The following is a 17,411-nucleotide window of genomic DNA, read 5'->3' on the forward strand; positions in this document are numbered from 1 at the left end:
GCGCGCCAGCGCCCATGTGTTGCGATGGCTTACATGCCGGGCATCATGCCCTTCATGCCGCGCATCATCTTCATCAAGCCGCCCTTGGAGAACTGCTTCATGAGTTTTTGCGTCTGCTCGAACTGATTGAGCAGTTTGTTGACTTCCTGCACCGAGGTGCCAGAACCGGCAGCGATCCGTCGCTTGCGGCTGGCTTTGATCAGTTCCGGCTTGCGGCGTTCGAGCGGGGTCATCGAATTGATGATGGCTTCAATGCGCGCCATGCTCTTTTCTGCCTCGGCACCCTGAATGCCCTTGGCCATCTGGCCCAGCTGGCCCGGCATTTTTTCCATCAGGTTGCTCATGCCGCCCATCTTTTTCATCTGCTGCATCTGGGCCTTGAAGTCTTCCAGGTCGAAACCCTTGCCGCTCTTGAGCTTTTTCGCCACACGGGCGGCTTCTTCCTGATCGATGCCCTTCTGGACATCCTCGATCAGCGACAGTACGTCGCCCATGCCGAGGATGCGGCTGGCCATGCGGTCCGGATGGAAGGGCTCGAGGCCGTTGATCTTTTCGCCGACACCGATGAACTTGATCGGTTTGCCGGTGACATGGCGTACCGACAGGGCGGCACCACCACGCGCGTCACCGTCCATCTTGGTGAGGATCACGCCGGTCAGGGGCAGGGCTTCGTTGAAGGCCTGGGCCGTATGGACGGCATCCTGGCCCTGCATGGCGTCGACCACGAACAGGGTTTCAATCGGATTGAGCGCGGCATGCAGGGACTTGATTTCCTGCATCATGGCATCGTCGATGGCCAGGCGGCCGGCGGTGTCGACCATCAGGACGTCAAAGTAGTGACGCTTGGCATGGTCGAGCGCCGCGCGCGCGATGGCTTCAGGTTGCTGACCGGCATCCGACGGGAACCACTCCACGCCGACCTGGCTCGCCAGCAGCTTCAACTGCTCGATAGCCGCAGGACGGTAAACGTCCGCCGAGACCACCAGAACCTTTTTCTTTTGCGTTTCCTTGAGCAGTTTGGCCAGCTTGCCCACGGTGGTGGTCTTGCCGGCGCCCTGCAGACCGGCCATCAGGATGATGGCGGGCGGGACCGCAGCCAGATTGAGCGCGTCATTCTGGGCGCCCATCAGGCGGGTAAGTTCTTCGTTGACCACGCCGATCAGCGCCTGGCCGGGGGTCAGGCTGCCGATGACTTCCTGACCGAGGGCGCGTTGCTTGACGTCGGCGATGAAACTTTTGACCACCGGCAGCGCCACATCCGCCTCCAGCAGTGCCATGCGCACCTCACGCAGTGCGTCGGTGATATTGGTTTCCGACAGACGGGCCTGGCCGCGCAGGGTTTTGATGACGCCGGAGAGGCGATTGGAAAGGTTGTCGAGCATGGAACTTCCTCGTGTCTGCCATCAAACGGCAGCTTGGTGTAGACTCTCAAACAGTCCATTTTACACTAGCGGCCGACCCTGTGTCCGGCTGCCGACGAAATTACCACGATGACCGGTTTTCTGCCCGCACTCAGCCTGATCCTGATTGTCGCCTATGCGGCATTGTCCTGGCATGTCATCCGCCATTGGGGCGGTCCTCAGAGCGGAACGCGCAATGTACGGCGCGAGCACTCCGCGCTGGGGGTGCTGTTGCTGTTGCACGCCATTGCCGTGTTCGCTCCCATGATGCAGGGGCAGATGGTGGCGCTTGGTGTCGGGCATGCCATGGCGGCCGTCGTGTGGCTGATGCTGACCATCTACTGGACCAGCGGCTTTTTCTATCGCGTCGATGGTCTGCAACTGTTCATGATGCCGCTGGCCAGCCTGACGCTGGCCTTTGCCCTGTTGTTCCCTGGCAGCCATGCGGTGCACGATCTGTTCAACCCCGCCTTTGCCTTCCACATTCTGGTCTCGATGCTGGCCTACAGCCTGTTCGCTATCGGCGCCATGCTGGCCATCCTGATGTTGTGGCTGGAGCGGGCCCTGCATGCCCGTCGTGCCGCACCGCTGCTCAGTCGTCTGCCGCCGCTGCTCTCGCTCGAGCGCATGATGTTCCAGGTGCTGTCGGTGGGCTTTGTGCTGCTCACCGCCACACTGGTCAGCGGGGTGGTGTTTTCCGAAGAAGTGCTGGGACGCCCTGCGGCCTTTACCCATAAAACCGTGTTCGGCGCCATTTCCTGGCTGCTGTTCGGTGCGCTGCTGGCTGGGCGCTGGCGTTACGGCTGGCGGGGCCGGGTGGCTATCCGCTGGACCCTGGCCGGTTTTGTCGCTTTGTTATTGGCATACCTCGGCAGCAAGATTGTTCTCGAGTTGATTCTCCACCGCGGCTAGGGGCTGCCGACTGGCCGCGCTCTTGAAAGGAGCAGGCCATGCAGCAACTGGTTTTGTCGTTTTTTCTGATGTGTCTGTCAGCGCTGGCGCTGGCAGCCGTCAATATCAATACCGCCAGCCGGCAGGAACTTGAAACACTTCAGGGGGTAGGCCCCGCCAAGGCCCGTGCCATTATCGAGTTTCGCGAAAAGCATGGGCCTTTTGCTGCGGTGCAGGATCTGCGCCGCGTGCCGGGCTTTGGCGACAAGACGGTGCGCAAGCTCGCCGACAAACTGAGCGTCAGCGGGCCGACCGTGATCGAAGCAGAGCAAGCCAAGCGGTAAGTAATATATAAGGAGTGCGGGTCGGGCCGCCTGCCGGCGGCCCGATGTTACGTCTGGCCGAACAGAGCCAGCGCAGCGGCTCTTTGAACGGCATGGTCGATCAGCGGGGGCGGGTAGTCTCCATGGCGGAGTTTTTCGCCGGCCTGCCAGGGGGCATGGATGTCTCGATCACTCATCCCGGTCAGCTCTGGCACAAACTGGCGGATGAAGCGGCCTTGCGGATCAAACTTCTTTGACTGGGTGACCGGATTGAAAATGCGGAACCACGGCTGCGCATCACAGCCCGTCGAGGCGGCCCACTGCCAGCCACCATTGTTGGAGGCCAGTTCGTAGTCGAGCAGATGTTCGGCAAAAAACTGCTCCCCCCAGCGCCAGTCCACCAGCAAATCCTTGACCAGAAAGCTGGCGACCAGCATGCGCAGGCGATTGTGCATCCAGCCGGTCTGACGCAATTGCCGCATCGCCGCATCCACCAGCGGGTAGCCTGTGCGCCCTTCGCACCAGGCCTCGAACCAGTCCTGGCGATTGCCAAAGGCCAGATGGCGGTACTGAGGGCGGAAGCTTTGTTCCACGACGTGGGGGAAATGCCACAGTAGTTGCTGGTAGAACTCGCGCCAGATCAGTTCATTGAGCCAGGTGCTGGCGCCCGGGGAGGGGCGAGAGGTGGTCAGTGCGACCGCCTGACGAACGGACACCGTACCAAAACGCAGGTGCGGCGACAGCCGTGAAGTGCCATCCACCGCAGGAAAATCCCGCTCCTCGTGATAACGATCCAGTCGGTCGGCAAAGCGCTGCAGCAAGGTCTGCGCGGCGAATTCACCGGGTTGCCAGCCCAGAGAGCACAAATCAGTCGGCATAAAGCCGATCTCTTCCAGCGATGGCAAAGTTTGCGGGGCGATCGGGCAAAGCTTGTGCAGCAGTGTCTCGCTGGGATAGGGCTGCCAGTCGGCGGACGTCAGGCGCGCCAGCCAGGCTTGTTTGTAGGGAGTGAATACGGTGTAGGGCGTACCGGCTTTGCTCAGAATCGCATCGCGGGCGAAGATGACCTGGTCTTGCACCAGCTCCAGGCGGCAGCCTTGCTGCTGCAGCGCCTGGGCCACCTGTTGGTCGCGGCTGATTGCCTGTGGCTCCACATCGCTGGCGGCATAGACGGCGACAGCCTGATGGCGCGCCGCCAGGCGGCAGATCTCTTCTTGCGGATGTCCCATGGCCACCAGCAGGTCACTGCCACGCTGCTGCAACTGCTGTTTCAGCACCTGCAGACTGTGCCAGATGAAGTCTACCCGGCGATCATGCCGCGGCAGATGCTCCAGGATGCCCCGGTCGAAGACAAAGACACAGAGTGTCCGCGGATGTTTTATCAACGCAGAATAGAGCGCGGCGTGATCCTGCAGGCGAAGGTCGCGGCGGAGCCAGCAAAGGGCGGTTTCGGTGCTCATGATGGGCAAATCTCACTGTTCTGAAGCGCGGTTCAGGTCTTGTTAGACCACTTTTGTTGTGTTTTTTACAACACTATATGTGTGTTGCGATTGTTTTGTTGTGATTTGGCAACAAAGCGACAAACTTAAAATATCTATTAAAAACATATGTTTATGATGTTTTGCTGTGATTTTGTCTAGCGACGTGCGCCGACAGCTCGCGACGGTTTTGTATTTTAGCAACGGGCGATTTATATTCCGGACACAAACCACCGCACAGTAACGGTGGTGACAAAATGTTCGGACAATTCAGCGTTACGGACAAATTTAACTGACTTCGAAAGGAATGAGCGATGAACAAAAAGCTGATCGCTGTTGCACTGGCTGCTCTGCCGGTCGCCGCTATGGCTGACGTAACCATCTATGGTGACCTGAGCGTTGCTGTACAGCATGACTCGGTGACCAACCAAGCTTCGCAAAACCGCGTGCAAGATACCACCTCCAAGGTTGGTTTCAAGGGCACCGAAGACCTGGGCAACGGCCTGAAGACCGTATGGCAAGTTGAAACCCGCGCTCACGCTGATGGCACCGGTTCCGACGGCTTCGCTTCGCGTCAAACCTTCGTAGGTCTGGACGGTGGCAACCTGGGTTTGATCCGTGTCGGTTATATCAACAACTTCCAGAACGATCTGGGCGCGGTTGACCAGTGGCAATACAACAGCAACTACGGTTATGGCTCTTCCACGGCAAATGGTAACGCTTCCCTGTCCGGTGCTAACGGTCTGGGTATCTTCACCAATACCGGTGCCCGCCTGAAGAACGCCATCCGTTACGACAGCGCTACCTTCGCCGGTTTCAACTTTGGCCTGGTGTACAGCGCTGGTGAAAACGCCGTTCAAAACCAACGTGCTGACGGCACCACTAGCTCCTCCAACATCTGGGGTGCTGGCCTGAACTACACCTACGGCCCGGTTGCTGCTCACTACGCTTACCAGCAAGAAAGCAATCCGTCGAACGTCGTTGGCTCCACTGGCAACCATTCGGCTTCCAAGCACTACGTAGAAGTTGACTACAACCAAGACAACCTGTTTGTTGGCCTGGCTTACGCTTCTTCGACCGGTTACGACTGGCAAGACGGCTTCGCTGGCGACAACGGCGGCTTCGACATCACCAAGAAGTGGAACGGTAATGTTGTTGGCGCTACCGGTAACAACTCGGTTCAAGCTCAGCTGAAGTCCCGTCAGGCTGCTCTGTCCGCTTCCTACGCTTTCGGCGCCATCGTACCGAAGATCACCTACGCCAAGGGCTGGGATCAAAGCGCCAACGGTTCGAGCGTGAACAACTCGGGCTACACCCAGTATGTTCTGGGCGTTGACTACCTGTTGTCCAAGCGTACCACCGCTGGTCTGTCCTACGGTCGTGTAAACTTCGACAAGAACACCACCCTGGCTCAAGGCTGGAACTCTGGTTCCGACCTGACCGTCAAGACCCTGGCGTTCACCCTGCAACACAACTTCTAATCTGATTCCGATCAGTTAGAACTGTGATGGAAAGGGCTGCTTCGGCAGCCCTTTTTCCATTTGCGCTTTTCCCTTTGCCACGCTCCCTGTTCTTTCTCCACGTACTTGCCTAGTCTTGGCAGCTTTCCACCCACGGAGAGCTGAGTCATGTTCGAACACGAACCCAGCAGCGCTTACCTGCAATCTCTGATTGAAGCCGCCATCGGCGAGCGGGCATCCGATATTCATCTCGAACCCGGGCATGTGCACAGTGTCATCCGCTGGCGTATCGACGGGCAGCTGCGACCGGCTACGCTGTCCTCTCCCGTCGGGCATGACCGCCTGGTGTCGTGCGCCAAGGTGCTGGCCCAGATGGACATTGCCGAGCGGCGGTTGCCTCAGGATGGCCGCTTTGACTTCACGCTGCCGGATGGCGTCGTGCGCGATATCCGTGTCAGCAGTCTGCCGACGCTGGCAGGCGAAAAACTGGTGATGCGTATCCTGAGCCAGCCGCAGGCCCTGCCATTGAGTGCACTCGGGCTGGCGTCCGCGCAATTGCAGCGCCTGCAGCAGGGACTGGCCCGGCCGCATGGCATGTTGCTGATGACCGGTCCGACCGGCAGTGGCAAAACCACAACGCTGTATGCCTGCCTGCAATCACTCTCGGTACAGACGCTGAATGTCAGTACGGTGGAAGACCCGGTGGAAATGGCGCTGGAGGGCGTACATCAGGTGGCGGTGTGTGAGCGGAGTGGACTGGACTTTCCGCTGGCGCTGCGCGCGCTGCTACGGCAGGACCCGGATGTCATCATGGTCGGTGAGATGCGCGATGGCCTTACGGCCGACATCGCCATCAAGGCGGCGCAAACGGGTCATCTGGTGCTGTCCAGTCTGCATACTGCCAGTGCCCGTGCGTCTATTGCCCGTTTGTTGAATATGGGCGTCTCCGCCGTCAACCTGGCCTCGGCCAGACCGCTGATCGTGTCGCAGCGCTTGCTGCGCAGGCTATGCCGACAGTGTCGCCTGCCAGTGCATCTGTCGCCGGGTGGCTGGCGAGAGCTGGGGTGGCCGCAGGCCCTGCCGGAACAGATGGATTGTCATGATGCTGCAGGCTGCCCGGCGTGCCAGTTCAGTGGCTATCACGGGCGCATTGGCATCTTCGAATTGCTGCAGTTTTCCGAAGAGGGACGGGGGGCCGAGATGCAGGAAACCGGTCCCAATTTGCGCCAGGCCGCCTTGCTCAAGGTGATGCAGGGGGAAACCAGTCTGGCCGAAGCGTTGGCGCAGACAGTGGCCTGAGTCCATGCTGCGTCAGTCATCACACGCACAACAGCTGGGCTGGGTGTTGCGTCAGCTGGCAACCTTGCTGCAGGCCGGTGTGCCACTGAGTCAGGCGCTGGAAATCCTGGTCCAGGGGCCATTGTCGGCTAATATGCATCAGGCACTGCAGGGGGTGAGTTATGCCCTGAGTGAAGGCGAGGCATTGCATCGGGCGCTGCAGCGCTTTCCGCGGCTGTTTCCTGCCAGGGTCTGCGTGGCCATCATGGCCGCCGAGGCCGGCGGCCAGTTGGCCAGGACGCTGATGCAGCTGGCGCTGGAGCAGGAGGGGCGAAATCGTCTGGCAGCCAGGGTTCGTCAGGCACTGTTTTACCCGGTCCTGGTGATGCTGACCGGGTTGGGGGTAATGCTCGGCGTCTGTCTGACGGTGGTGCCGGTGTTTCGCGAGCACTATCTGGCCGCCGGACGTGACTTGCCCCTGGTGACGCGGGGGCTGCTCGCGCTGACCGACGCCCTCACCAGCCCCCTGGGCGCCTTGTTGCCGATCTGTGCTGTCCTGCTGGTTTGGCTTCTCCGTCGGCGGGCCTGGCTCGGGCGCAGCGGGCTGCTGGCGCGGCTGGCGGACCGGCTGCCGCTGTGGGGGCCGCTGAGACGCGAGGCGGCCCTGGCGCGCTGGACCCGGACACTGTCCCTGCTGCTCGAGGCCGGGGTGCCCCTGATGGTGGCATTGCCGGCGGCTTCGCAGGCGGCCGGTCATCATGTTCTGGATCATCTTTCGCGCACAATGCTGCAGTTGGTCAGTGCGGGCAGCAGCCTGCACCAGACCGTGGCGGGCATGCCCTGGTTTCCGCCGATTCTGGTCCAGCTGCTGCGTGTCGGCGAACAGAGCGGGGCACTGGCCGGCATGTGTGCGCGGGCTGCCGAGTATTTTGCGGCGGAGGTGGAGCAAAGGGTGGCCGTGCTGACTGGCTTGCTGGAGCCCTTTGCCATGCTGCTGCTGGGGCTGATGTGTGCCGGCCTGATCTGGGCACTTTATCTGCCGATCTTTGAATTGGGTGAAACGGTGATGTGATGATGATTTCCTTGCTTCCCTGGTGGCTGGTCGGCCTGTTTGGCCTGCTGATCGGCAGTTTTCTGAACGTACTGATCCACCGCCTGCCGCGCATGGTGCGAGGGGAGGTCAGCGGGGTGTACAACCCGGTCTGGCCGCGTTCGCATTGTCCGGCTTGTCGCCATGTCCTGCGTGCTCGTGACCTGGTTCCGGTGCTCTCCTGGCTGTGCCTGCGCGGACGTTGTGCCTTTTGCCGGGCGGGCATTTCCGCACGCTACCCCTTGGTCGAGCTGCTGACGGGGAGTTGTTTCGCCTTGCTGGCCTGGCGCGCGGGGGATGCTTACTGGCTGCTTGGCGGGCTGTGGCTGACGGCCTGCCTGATCGCCCTGCTGGTCATCGATGCCGAAACCGGGCTGTTGCCGGACAGCCTGACGCTGCCCCTGCTGTGGGCCGGGCTGCTGTTCAACCTGAACGGCGCCCGTGTCCCGCTCTCGCAGGCTGTGCTCGGGGCGGTGGCTGGTTATCTGGTGCTGTGGCTGTTGTACTGGTGCTTCCGGCTGCTGACCGGGCGTGAAGGCCTGGGGTATGGCGATTTCAAGCTGCTGGCGGCGCTGGGCGCCTGGCTGGGCTGGCAGGCGTTGCCGCCGCTGCTGCTGCTGTCTTCGCTGACAGGTTTGGTTGCGGCGGGTATCCTTATGCTTTTGCGGCGCATGTCGCGCCGTGATGCATTGCCCTTCGGACCATTTCTGGCGCTGGCTGGCTGGATGTACTGGCTGTGGGGGGCTGCTTGAAGAGACGTTGAACCATGGCAATCAAGGTAGTGGGCCTGACCGGCGGTATCGGTTCAGGCAAGAGCGCGGCGGCTGATCTGTTCGCCGGGCTGGGGGTGGTGGTCGTCGACACTGATGTCATCTCGCGCCGTCTGACCGGGCCCGATGGCGAGGCCATGGCGCCGTTGCGCCAGGCGTTTGGTGCCGAGTGTGTGTTGCCGGATGGTTCCCTGAACCGGGTGGCGATGCGGCAGCAGGTGTTTGCCGATCCGCAGGCGCGTGCACGGCTGGAGGCGATCCTGCACCCCATGATCATGGTGCACGGCATGCGTCAGCTGCAGCAGGCACAGGGGGCTTACGCGCTGCTGGTGGTGCCGCTGCTGTTTGAAAGCCAGCGCTATCTGACCCTGATTTCACGCAGTTTGCTGATCGATTGTGACGAGTCGCTGCAGGTGGCGCGCGTGGCGCAACGCAGTGGATTGTCCGATACGGAGGTGCGCGCCATCATGGCGGCGCAGATGTCTCGGGCAGAAAGACAGGCCCGCGCGGACGATATTATCCACAATAACGGCTCATTGGATGATTTGAGGCTTCAAGTTGAGGAGAAACATCGTTATTATCATGCCATTCTCAGCTAGATTAACCATCCTGAATCAAAGCCACCAAGAAGGGCGGACGCGTCGTGATCAGTTTTGAATTCCCTGTCACCGAGCGGACTCGGATCCTGCTCAGACTGGAACAGCTCTATGGACGGCTCGGCTTTTTCATCGAGCGTGAGCATTGCTACGAGCATCATGCTGCGCTGCTGGTGCTGTTCGAGCTGATGGAAACCGCGTCCAGGGCCGATCTGAAGGCGGATCTGCTGCAGGAACTCGAGCGACAGAAGCAAATGCTCGAGGCCTTGCGCGACAACCCGAATGTGGCGGAAGAAACCCTGGAAGGGGTGCTGGAGTCGATCGAGGCGACCTCGACCGATCTGCTGGCCCTGACCGGCAAATTCGGCCAGCATCTGCGCGAAAACGAATGGCTGATGGCCATCAAACAGCGGGCAGGCATTCCGGGCGGGACTTGCCAGTTCGATTTGCCCTCCTACCATCTGTGGCAGGAAAAAACCTCCGATGAGCGACGCATCGACCTGAAACGCTGGGTTGCCCCGCTGATGCCGACTGCCGAAGCCACGCGCATCCTGCTGCAAATCCTGCGCGACAGTGGTAAAACCCACCACTACGTGGCCCGCCACGGTGCATTCCAGCAAATGTCTGGCGGCAAGGTGGTTCAGCTGATCCGGGTGAATTACGATGAAACGCTGGGCATCCTGCCCGAGCTGTCCGCCAACAAATACGCGCTGAACATCCGCTTCATCGAGGCCGGCACCGGTGAGTCGCGTGCCCGCCAGACCGAGAGCGACATCGAGTTCGGCCTGACCCACTGCAAATTTTAACTTTGAAAATGTCTGAATCTGTCACTGTCGTCCGTTGTCCGACCTGTCGCACCAAGGTGCGCTGGGTGGCTGCCAGCACCTGGCGGCCGTTTTGCTCCGAGCGCTGCAAGCTGATTGATCTCGGCCAGTGGGCCGAAGAGGGCTATCGCCTGCCGGCCGTTGAGACCGAGCCGATGGAAAATGAAATCTGACCGCCGGACAGCCGAAAGAAAAAACGGGGCGAATCGCCCCGTTTTTTCTTTCGCTGGCCACCCTCCTCAGACCCGGGCCAGCGCAGCACCCTGGGCGAAGTAGGCTTTGATGCCATCATAAATCGCCTGCGCCATTTTCTGCTGGAACTCCCCGCTGATCAGCCGCTGTTCTTCATCCGGATTACTGATGAAGGCGGTCTCGACCAGGATAGAAGGAATGTCCGGTGCCTTGAGCACCGCAAACCCGGCCTGCTCGACCTTGCCCTTGTGCAGGCGATTGAGCGAACCGGCCTGGTTGAGCACCAGACGGCCCAGCTTCAAGCTGTCATTGATGGTGGCGGTCTGCGTCAGGTCGAACAGGGTATTGGCCAGATATTTGTCGCGCGTATTGGCAATCTTCACCCCGCCGATCAAGTCGGCCTCGTTCTGGCTTTGTGCCAGGAAGCGTGCTGCCGCACTGGTCGCGCCTTTTTCCGACAAGGCAAAAACCGATGTCCCGCTGGCTTGCGGCGTGGTGAAGGCATCGGCATGAATCGAGATGAACAGATCCGCGTTCAGCTTGCGCGCCTTGGCCACCCGTACACCGAGCGGAATAAAGACGTCATCTTCGCGCGTCATGTAAGCCTTCATCTTGCCATCGGCGTTGATCAGGGACTTGAGCAGCGAAGCGATTTTCAGCACGACATGCTTTTCGTGATTGCCGGCGGGGCCGGTGGCACCGGGATCCTCGCCACCATGGCCGGGGTCGAGCATGATCACGATCGGGCGGCCCTGGCTGGGGGAGGGCTTGTTGCGGGTGCGCACGTCCGGCTGCGTCATGGTGCCCTTGTTGTAATCCTCCAGCAGCCCCAGCAGCGGGTCATCCTGTGCCGCTGCGGCCCCGCCCGGATACAGGTCGACCACCAGGCGGTTCTTGAAGTCCGCCACCGGCGCCAGGGTAAACACCTGCGGCTTGATCGGTGTTTTCAGCTCCAGTACCAGACGCACCGTGTCCGGAGAGTACTGGCCTGCGCGTGCCGACTTGATATACGGGTCACTGGCGCTGATCTGACTGCCGATATCCTTGAGGATGCCATTCAGGCTGATGCCCTGCAGATCCACCACCAGACGGTCAGGGTTGGCCAGGGTGAAGGTCTTGAACTGCACGGCCGCGCTGGTTTCCAGCGTGACCCGGGTATAGGTCGAAGACGGCCAGACGCGGACGGCGACCAACTGGCTTTCGGCTGCACGGCTGACCCGGCTGACCGACAGGATCAGCGTGGCTGCCGCCAGATTCAGCAATCGGCGGCGGGTGGGGTCGAATGGCGTGTCAGACATGTTTTTCCTGCCTCGCTCAATGCGGTGAATCGGTAATGACGGCCGCTGTCGGCCACCTCCAGTGCCAGGATCAGGTCCGGTGGCGGCAACAGCCCCTGTGCCTTGTCCGGCCATTCCACCAGACAGACCGTGTCTGCCGCGAAATAATCGCGAAAGCCCGCGTCTTCCCACTCCTCGGGATCGGCAAAGCGATAGAGGTCGAAGTGGTGTAGTGTCAAAGCGGGCAGGGAATAAGTTTCCACCAGGGTATAGGTCGGACTCTTGACCTTGCCCTGATAGCCCAGTCCTTGCAGCAGGCCGCGAGTGAAGGTGGTCTTGCCGGCACCCAGATCGCCATGGAGATGAATCACCAGCCCCGGCGTCAGTGCGCGTGCAAACCGCCCGGCGAGCGCCAGCGTAGCGGCTTCGTCTGGCAGATAACATAGGCTGGTATCATGTGAGTCCATGAGCGAAATATCCTTTCAAACACCGGATTATCCCGAATTGGCGCGGCAAATCAAAGCCTGGAGCCATGAATTGGGGTTTGCCGACGCCCGTATTACCCGCCCGTCATTGCCGGCGGCCGCCGAGGCACGGCTGAATGACTGGCTGAGCAAGGGCCATCATGGCGAGATGGACTATATGTCGCGCCACGGCGTGCTGCGCGTGCAGCCCGCCGCGCTGGTCCCCGGGACCTTGTCGGTCATCAGCGTGCGCATGAACTACTGGCCGCAGACGGCAGCCGATGCCATGACGCAGTTGCAGGATGGTCAGCAGGCCTATCTGTCGCGCTATGCCCTGGGGCGCGACTACCACAAGGTGCTGCGCAACCGCCTGCAGAAACTGGCGGAGCGCATTCAGACCCACATCGGTCCTTACGGCCACCGGGCCTTTACCGACAGCGCCCCGGTGGCGGAAGTGTCGCTGGCCAGCCAGGCCGGGCTGGGCTGGCGCGGCAAACATACGCTGCTGCTGACCCGGGAGCAGGGTTCGCTGTTTTTCCTCGGCGAACTGTTTACCACCTTGCCCTTGCCGGAAGATGCCGCGCAGCAAGGGCATTGTGGCCGTTGCTCGCGCTGCATCAGCGCCTGCCCCACCGGTGCCATCGTGGCGCCGTATGAGGTCGATGCACGCCGCTGCATCTCTTATCTGACCATCGAGCTGGCCGGTCCCATCCCCGAAACGTTGCGGCCATTAATCGGCAATCGTGTCTATGGCTGTGATGACTGCCAGCTGGCCTGTCCGTGGAATCGCTTTGCCGTGCCGGCGAGTGAGGCCGATTTCGCGGTCCGGCACGGGCTGGACCGGGCCAGTCTGGTGGATTTGTTTGCCTGGAGTGAAGCAGATTTTCATGCCCGCTTGGCCGGCAGTCCGATCTATCGCATCGGGTTCGAACGCTGGTTGCGCAATCTGGCCGTGGGGCTGGGGAATGCGCCGGGCAGCCCCGCGGTGATCGCGGCCCTGCAGGCGCGGGCCGATCATCCCTCCGCGCTGGTGCGCGAGCATGTGGCCTGGGCGCTGGCCCGGCACGGCGTGCCGGACCGGGCTTGAATCAGCTGCGGCTGGGGGCAATCACCAGCGACTCGCCTTCCATCACCACCTTGTCGCCGACCAGGCATTGCGTGGCCAGCGTCACCCGCTTCTTCGCCTCGTCCAGCGCAATCACCGTGGCACGAGCGATCACGGTTTCACCCAGCTTCACCGGCGCCTTGAATTTGGCCGATTGCGACAGATAGATCGTGCCTTCGCCCGGCAGCTTGGTGCCGAGAATGGTCGAGATCAGGCTGGCCGTCAGCATGCCGTGGGCAATGCGGGTTTTGAACGGTGTGGTTTCGGCATAGGCCTGGTTGAAGTGCACCGGATTGGTGTCGCCACTGGCGGCGGCAAACATCAGCACATCGGCTTCGGTGATGGTTTTGCCGAACTCGGCAACATCGCCCACTTTCAACTCTTCGAAGTAAACGGTCATGGTGTGCTTCCTGGCTATGACAAAGAAATGGACGTCCATACTACCGCAGTTTGACGCCATGCAAATTATCGTCAGATGACGTAGTATCTGGATTTGGTTGCATTTTTGCGACGATATGCTGATGTCACTCCAAACAAACGATTGTTTGAAATGGATGATCATGCATAATCAGGACGTCTTCACCGTTCGCCCAGCCGGCACCCAGACCGGACGCGACGGCGAACGCCGATACGCACCGCCTTTGATACAACTCAATATGGTGAACCAGAACGATGAAAGCCCTTGTAGCTGTAAAGCGCGTTGTTGATTACAACGTCAAAGTCCGTGTCAAAGCCGATGGTTCCGGCGTTGACATCGCCAATGTCAAAATGTCGATGAATCCGTTCGACGAAATCGCGGTGGAAGAGGCCGTCCGGCTGAAAGAGGCGGGCAAGATCTCGGAAATCGTGGTGGTGTCGCTCGGGGTCAAGCAGTGTGAAGAAACCTTGCGTACCGCGCTGGCCATGGGGGCCGACCGCGCCATTCTGGTGGAAACCGAGGTCGAACTGCAGCCGCTGGCCGTGGCCAAGCTGCTCAAGAGCGTGGCCGAGCGCGAACAGCCGCAACTGATCATCCTCGGCAAACAGGCCATCGATGACGATGCCAATCAGACCGGCCAGATGCTGTCCGCCCTGCTGGGCTGGGCGCAAGGCACGTTTGCCTCCAAGGTCGAGCTGGGCAGTGAAACCATCAAGGTGACACGTGAAATCGACGGCGGCATGGAGACCGTGGATCTGCGTCTGCCGGCCATCGTGACCACCGACCTGCGTCTGAACGAGCCGCGCTACGTCAAGCTGCCGAACATCATGGCCGCCAAGAAGAAGCCGCTGGACAAACTCACCCCGGCCGAGCTGGGGGTGGATCCGGCGCCGCGTCTCAAGACCGTGAAAGTCGCCGAGCCGGGCAGCCGTGCTGCCGGCATCAAGGTGGCCAACGCAGCCGAGCTGGTGGCCAAACTCAAGAACGAAGCAAAGGTGCTGTGACATGGCCATTCTTGTTATTGCTGAACACGATCATCACAGCCTGAAAGCAGGCACCCTGAACACCGTTGCTGCGGCCGGCAAGATCGGCGGCGAGATTCACCTGCTGGTGGCCGGCCAGGGTTGCGCCGCCGTTGCCGAAGCGGCCCGTCAGGTCGCCGGCGTGAGCAAGGTGTTGCTGGCCGACGATGCGCTGTATGCCCACGGTCTGGCTGAAAATCTGGCCAATCTGGTGCTGGGTCTGGCCAAGGGCTACAGCCATGTGCTGGCGCCGGCCACCGCCAGCGGCAAGAACTTCCTGCCGCGCGTCGCCGCCCTGTTGGACGTGGCGCAGATCTCCGACATCGTGGCCGTCGAATCGCCCAATGTCTTCGTGCGCCCGATCTACGCCGGTAACGTGCTGGCTACGGTCGAGTCTGCCGACAGCGTCAAGGTCATCACCGTGCGTACCACGGCGTTTGATCCCGTGGCTGCCAGCGGCGGCAGCGCTGCCGTGGAGAACATTGCCGCTGCCGCGGATGCCGGTGTGTCGCGCTTTGTCTCGCAGGAGCTGACCAAGTCGGATCGTCCCGAGCTGGCCGCCGCCAGCATCATCGTGTCGGGCGGGCGTGCCCTGGGTTCGGCCGATCAGTTCCAGGCCGTCCTGGCGCCGCTGGCCGACAAGCTGGGCGCGGCACTCGGTGCCTCGCGCGCCGCCGTGGATGCCGGTTATGCGCCCAATGACCTGCAGGTCGGTCAGACCGGCAAGGTGGTGGCGCCGCAGCTGTATGTTGCCGTCGGGATCTCCGGTGCCATTCAGCATCTGGCCGGTATGAAGGATTCCAAGGTCATCGTGGCCATCAACAAGGACGAAGAGGCACCGATTTTCCAGGTGGCGGATTACGGCATTGTCGGCGATCTGTTCACCGTGGTGCCCGAGCTGCTGGCTGAACTGTCCAAGGGCTGAGCAGGCATGTCGCAGTAAACAGACCGGCAACGCACGAGGGGCGCGTTTGCCGGTTTTTTCATATAAAAACACAGCAACACGGGAGAAACAGCATGAACTACAAGGCACCGCTGAAAGAGCTCAATTTCGTGCTCAACCAGATTGCCGAGCTGCCATCGGTCTGCAGCCTGCCGGGCTATGAGGATTGCAGCGTTGAACTGGTGGAGGCCATCCTGGAGGAGGGCGCCAAGTTCGCCGAACAGGAATTGGCACCGATCAACCGCCAGGGAGACCAGGGGGCACGCTGGCACGATGGCGAGGTGACCGCCGCCCCGGGCTTCAAGCAGGCCTGGAAGGGCTATGTCGAGTCCGGCTGGGTCGGCCTGCGCGCCCCGGCAGCCTATGGCGGCCAGGGCCTGCCGGCCCTGGTGGCGCTGGCGGCCGAAGAAATGTGGTGTTCGGCCAACCTGGCTTTTTCCCTGGCACCGATGCTGACCCTGGGGGCCATCGAAGCGATCGAACACCATGCCAGCGAGGCCCTCAAGGACCTCTACCTGCCGCGCATGGCGACCGGCGAATGGACCGGCACCATGAACCTGACCGAACCGCAGGCCGGTTCCGATCTGGCGCAGGTCCGCACTCGGGCCGAAGCCCAGGCCGACGGCAGCTACCGCATCAGTGGCCAGAAGATCTTCATCACCTGGGGCGAGCATGACATGGCGGACAACATCGTCCATCTGGTGCTGGCCCGACTGCCGGATGCCCCGGCCGGTGTCAAGGGCATCTCGCTGTTCATCGTGCCCAAGTTCCTGGTCAATGCCGATGGCAGCCTCGGCGCCCGCAACGATGTGCGCTGCGTGTCGATCGAACACAAGTTGGGCATTCACGGCAGCCCGACTGCCGTGATGAGTTTTGGCGATCAGGGCGGCGCCGTCGGCTATCTGGTGGGCGAGCTGAACAAAGGCCTGGCCTATATGTTCACCATGATGAACCATGCCCGTCTCGGCGTCGGGGTAGAGGGGCTGGCAGTGTCCGAGCGCGCCTATCAGGCCGCGGTCAACTATGCCCGCGAGCGCGTGCAAAGCCGTGCCGTCGGCGCCGCCGATGCCGCAGGCGTACCGATCATTCGCCATCCAGATATCCGCCGCATGCTGATGACCATGCGGGCGCAGATCGAGGCGCAACGGGCACTGGCCTGCTATGCCGCCGCCGCACTGGATCGTGCCGGCCATCATCCGGTACCGGAAGAGCGTGCACGCAACCAGGCACTGCTGAATTTCCTCATCCCCATCGTCAAAGGCTGGAATACCGAACAGGCCAATGAGATCACCTCGATGGCCATCCAGGTACACGGTGGCATGGGCTATATCGAGGAGACCGGCGTGGCGCAGTACTACCGCGACGCGCGCATCACGGCGATTTACGAAGGCACGACCGGTATCCAGGCGCTGGATCTGATCGGCCGCAAGACTGCCGGTGACCAGGGCGCCGTGGCGCAGGGGCTGCTGGAAGAGGTTCTGGTGACGGTGCGCGAGCTGGAGGCTGCCGGGCAGAGCGGTCTGGCGCGCAATTTGCGTCGTGCCGCAGCAGACGCCAGTCGCGCCATCGGTTTCGTGCTCGAACATTTCACTACCCGGCCGGAATGGCCGGCAGCCGGCTCGGTACCCTTCCTCAAGCTGATGGGTATCGTACTCGGCGGCTGGCAAATGGGACGGGCAGCGCTGATTGCCCAGCGTGGCTTGACCGAGGAGGGCGCCGATCAGGATTTCCTGCAGTCCAAGCTGGTCACCGCGCGCTTTTATGGCGAACACCTGCTGCCGCAGACCGCCGGCCTGGCGCATGCCATCGTCGAAGGGGCCGAAAGCGTGCTGGAGCTGGGCGAAGCCAGCTTCTGAGCGGCTTCCCCGCCTGCCACCGCC

Annotated in this window: 18 protein-coding genes; 13 read left to right on the forward strand and 5 right to left on the reverse strand. The window is 61.5% G+C overall.

The annotated features are described in order from the left end of the window. Window positions 1-29: 29 nt before the first annotated feature. Window positions 30-1,382: a signal recognition particle protein gene (ffh, locus tag AACH39_RS14440; protein WP_215778335.1), complete on the reverse strand. Its 1,353-nt coding sequence runs from the start codon at window positions 1,380-1,382 to the stop codon at window positions 30-32. A gap of 108 nt (window positions 1,383-1,490) precedes the next feature. On the opposite strand from ffh, the gene ccsA reads away from it, so the two are divergent. Together ccsA and AACH39_RS14450 are read left to right on the forward strand one after the other, a co-directional pair. Continuing rightward, window positions 1,491-2,312: a cytochrome c biogenesis protein CcsA gene (gene ccsA / locus AACH39_RS14445; RefSeq protein WP_338620460.1), complete on the forward strand. Its 822-nt coding sequence runs from the start codon at window positions 1,491-1,493 to the stop codon at window positions 2,310-2,312. Between the two features lie 38 nt (window positions 2,313-2,350). Next, a complete protein-coding gene (locus tag AACH39_RS14450; RefSeq protein ID WP_215778322.1) occupies window positions 2,351-2,635 on the forward strand; it encodes a ComEA family DNA-binding protein in 285 nt (94 codons plus the stop codon). 47 nt (window positions 2,636-2,682) lie between these two features. Here AACH39_RS14450 and AACH39_RS14455 read toward each other — a convergent pair whose 3' ends face one another. Then, window positions 2,683-4,074 (reverse strand): deoxyribodipyrimidine photo-lyase, encoded by a 1,392-nt coding sequence (locus AACH39_RS14455; RefSeq protein WP_338620461.1) that lies wholly within the window; start codon window positions 4,072-4,074, stop codon window positions 2,683-2,685. Between the two features lie 332 nt (window positions 4,075-4,406). Between AACH39_RS14455 and AACH39_RS14460 the strand changes: the two genes are divergently transcribed. The 7 genes from AACH39_RS14460 (at window position 4,407) to AACH39_RS14490 (ending at window position 10,283) form a co-directional block, all read left to right on the forward strand. Beyond that, on the forward strand, window positions 4,407-5,573 hold the full coding sequence (locus AACH39_RS14460) for a porin (protein ID WP_338620462.1): 1,167 nt from the start codon (window positions 4,407-4,409) through the stop codon (window positions 5,571-5,573). Window positions 5,574-5,720: 147 nt separating this feature from the next. Continuing rightward, entirely contained in the window at window positions 5,721-6,851 is a 1,131-nt protein-coding gene (locus tag AACH39_RS14465; RefSeq protein WP_338620463.1) for a GspE/PulE family protein, read from the forward strand. 4 nt (window positions 6,852-6,855) lie between these two features. Then, on the forward strand, window positions 6,856-7,902 hold the full coding sequence (locus AACH39_RS14470) for a type II secretion system F family protein (RefSeq protein WP_338620464.1): 1,047 nt from the start codon (window positions 6,856-6,858) through the stop codon (window positions 7,900-7,902). Further along, complete coding sequence (locus AACH39_RS14475; protein ID WP_338620465.1) at window positions 7,902-8,672, forward strand: A24 family peptidase; 771 nt, start codon at window positions 7,902-7,904, stop codon at window positions 8,670-8,672. Before AACH39_RS14470 ends, AACH39_RS14475 begins: the two co-directional genes overlap by 1 nt. 14 nt (window positions 8,673-8,686) lie before the next feature. Further along, window positions 8,687-9,289: a dephospho-CoA kinase gene (gene coaE / locus AACH39_RS14480; protein WP_215778308.1), complete on the forward strand. Its 603-nt coding sequence runs from the start codon at window positions 8,687-8,689 to the stop codon at window positions 9,287-9,289. A gap of 44 nt (window positions 9,290-9,333) precedes the next feature. After that, on the forward strand, window positions 9,334-10,092 hold the full coding sequence (gene zapD, locus AACH39_RS14485; RefSeq protein ID WP_215778306.1) for a cell division protein ZapD: 759 nt from the start codon (window positions 9,334-9,336) through the stop codon (window positions 10,090-10,092). Window positions 10,093-10,100: 8 nt separating this feature from the next. Beyond that, the gene (locus AACH39_RS14490; protein ID WP_215778304.1) at window positions 10,101-10,283 is read left to right on the forward strand and encodes a DNA gyrase inhibitor YacG; all 183 of its coding nucleotides are present in this window, start codon (window positions 10,101-10,103) and stop codon (window positions 10,281-10,283) included. 66 nt (window positions 10,284-10,349) lie between these two features. On the opposite strand, the gene AACH39_RS14495 is transcribed toward AACH39_RS14490, so the two are convergent. Together AACH39_RS14495 and tsaE are read right to left on the reverse strand one after the other, a co-directional pair. After that, on the reverse strand, window positions 10,350-11,600 hold the full coding sequence (locus AACH39_RS14495; RefSeq protein ID WP_215778301.1) for an N-acetylmuramoyl-L-alanine amidase: 1,251 nt from the start codon (window positions 11,598-11,600) through the stop codon (window positions 10,350-10,352). Beyond that, a complete protein-coding gene (gene tsaE, locus AACH39_RS14500) occupies window positions 11,558-12,046 on the reverse strand; it encodes a tRNA (adenosine(37)-N6)-threonylcarbamoyltransferase complex ATPase subunit type 1 TsaE (protein ID WP_215778299.1) in 489 nt (162 codons plus the stop codon). Before tsaE ends, AACH39_RS14495 begins: the two co-directional genes overlap by 43 nt. On the opposite strand from tsaE, the gene queG reads away from it, so the two are divergent. Next, window positions 12,045-13,130, forward strand: coding sequence for a tRNA epoxyqueuosine(34) reductase QueG (queG, locus tag AACH39_RS14505; RefSeq protein ID WP_338620466.1), 1,086 nt, complete (start codon window positions 12,045-12,047; stop codon window positions 13,128-13,130). The genes tsaE and queG overlap by 2 nt on opposite strands. Before the next feature lies 1 nt (window position 13,131). Here queG and AACH39_RS14510 read toward each other — a convergent pair whose 3' ends face one another. Further along, complete coding sequence (locus tag AACH39_RS14510) at window positions 13,132-13,548, reverse strand: MaoC family dehydratase (protein ID WP_215778295.1); 417 nt, start codon at window positions 13,546-13,548, stop codon at window positions 13,132-13,134. Between the two features lie 272 nt (window positions 13,549-13,820). Here AACH39_RS14510 and AACH39_RS14515 point away from each other — a divergent pair, with 272 nt between their 5' ends. The 3 genes from AACH39_RS14515 to AACH39_RS14525 all read left to right on the forward strand — a co-directional run bounded on the left by AACH39_RS14515 (window position 13,821) and on the right by AACH39_RS14525 (window position 17,387). Further along, window positions 13,821-14,570, forward strand: coding sequence for an electron transfer flavoprotein subunit beta/FixA family protein (locus tag AACH39_RS14515; protein WP_215778293.1), 750 nt, complete (start codon window positions 13,821-13,823; stop codon window positions 14,568-14,570). A gap of 1 nt (window position 14,571) precedes the next feature. Beyond that, window positions 14,572-15,513: an FAD-binding protein gene (locus tag AACH39_RS14520; RefSeq protein WP_215778290.1), complete on the forward strand. Its 942-nt coding sequence runs from the start codon at window positions 14,572-14,574 to the stop codon at window positions 15,511-15,513. A 92-nt stretch (window positions 15,514-15,605) separates the two neighbouring features. Then, window positions 15,606-17,387 (forward strand): acyl-CoA dehydrogenase, encoded by a 1,782-nt coding sequence (locus tag AACH39_RS14525; protein ID WP_215778288.1) that lies wholly within the window; start codon window positions 15,606-15,608, stop codon window positions 17,385-17,387. Window positions 17,388-17,411: the final 24 nt, after the last annotated feature.

It is taken from the genome of Paludibacterium flexuosum (assembly GCF_037076605.1).
Taxonomy (GTDB): domain Bacteria; phylum Pseudomonadota; class Gammaproteobacteria; order Burkholderiales; family Chromobacteriaceae; genus Paludibacterium.

Bases quoted from the DNA above. Each gene is read 5' to 3' on its own strand.
- AACH39_RS14470 (WP_338620464.1), top strand. From the start codon at position 6,856: ATGCTGCGTCAGTCATCACACGCACAACAGCTGGGCTGGGTGTTGCGT.
- ffh (WP_215778335.1), bottom strand. From the start codon at position 1,382: ATGCTCGACAACCTTTCCAATCGCCTCTCCGGCGTCATCAAAACCCTG.
- AACH39_RS14515 (WP_215778293.1), top strand. From the start codon at position 13,821: ATGAAAGCCCTTGTAGCTGTAAAGCGCGTTGTTGATTACAACGTCAAA.
- tsaE (WP_215778299.1), bottom strand. From the start codon at position 12,046: ATGGACTCACATGATACCAGCCTATGTTATCTGCCAGACGAAGCCGCT.
- AACH39_RS14495 (WP_215778301.1), bottom strand. From the start codon at position 11,600: ATGTCTGACACGCCATTCGACCCCACCCGCCGCCGATTGCTGAATCTG.
- AACH39_RS14465 (WP_338620463.1), top strand. From the start codon at position 5,721: ATGTTCGAACACGAACCCAGCAGCGCTTACCTGCAATCTCTGATTGAA.
- coaE (WP_215778308.1), top strand. From the start codon at position 8,687: ATGGCAATCAAGGTAGTGGGCCTGACCGGCGGTATCGGTTCAGGCAAG.
- AACH39_RS14510 (WP_215778295.1), bottom strand. From the start codon at position 13,548: ATGACCGTTTACTTCGAAGAGTTGAAAGTGGGCGATGTTGCCGAGTTC.
- AACH39_RS14520 (WP_215778290.1), top strand. From the start codon at position 14,572: ATGGCCATTCTTGTTATTGCTGAACACGATCATCACAGCCTGAAAGCA.
- queG (WP_338620466.1), top strand. From the start codon at position 12,045: ATGAGCGAAATATCCTTTCAAACACCGGATTATCCCGAATTGGCGCGG.
- AACH39_RS14455 (WP_338620461.1), bottom strand. From the start codon at position 4,074: ATGAGCACCGAAACCGCCCTTTGCTGGCTCCGCCGCGACCTTCGCCTG.
- AACH39_RS14450 (WP_215778322.1), top strand. From the start codon at position 2,351: ATGCAGCAACTGGTTTTGTCGTTTTTTCTGATGTGTCTGTCAGCGCTG.
- AACH39_RS14460 (WP_338620462.1), top strand. From the start codon at position 4,407: ATGAACAAAAAGCTGATCGCTGTTGCACTGGCTGCTCTGCCGGTCGCC.
- AACH39_RS14525 (WP_215778288.1), top strand. From the start codon at position 15,606: ATGAACTACAAGGCACCGCTGAAAGAGCTCAATTTCGTGCTCAACCAG.
- AACH39_RS14475 (WP_338620465.1), top strand. From the start codon at position 7,902: ATGATGATTTCCTTGCTTCCCTGGTGGCTGGTCGGCCTGTTTGGCCTG.
- ccsA (WP_338620460.1), top strand. From the start codon at position 1,491: ATGACCGGTTTTCTGCCCGCACTCAGCCTGATCCTGATTGTCGCCTAT.
- AACH39_RS14490 (WP_215778304.1), top strand. From the start codon at position 10,101: ATGTCTGAATCTGTCACTGTCGTCCGTTGTCCGACCTGTCGCACCAAG.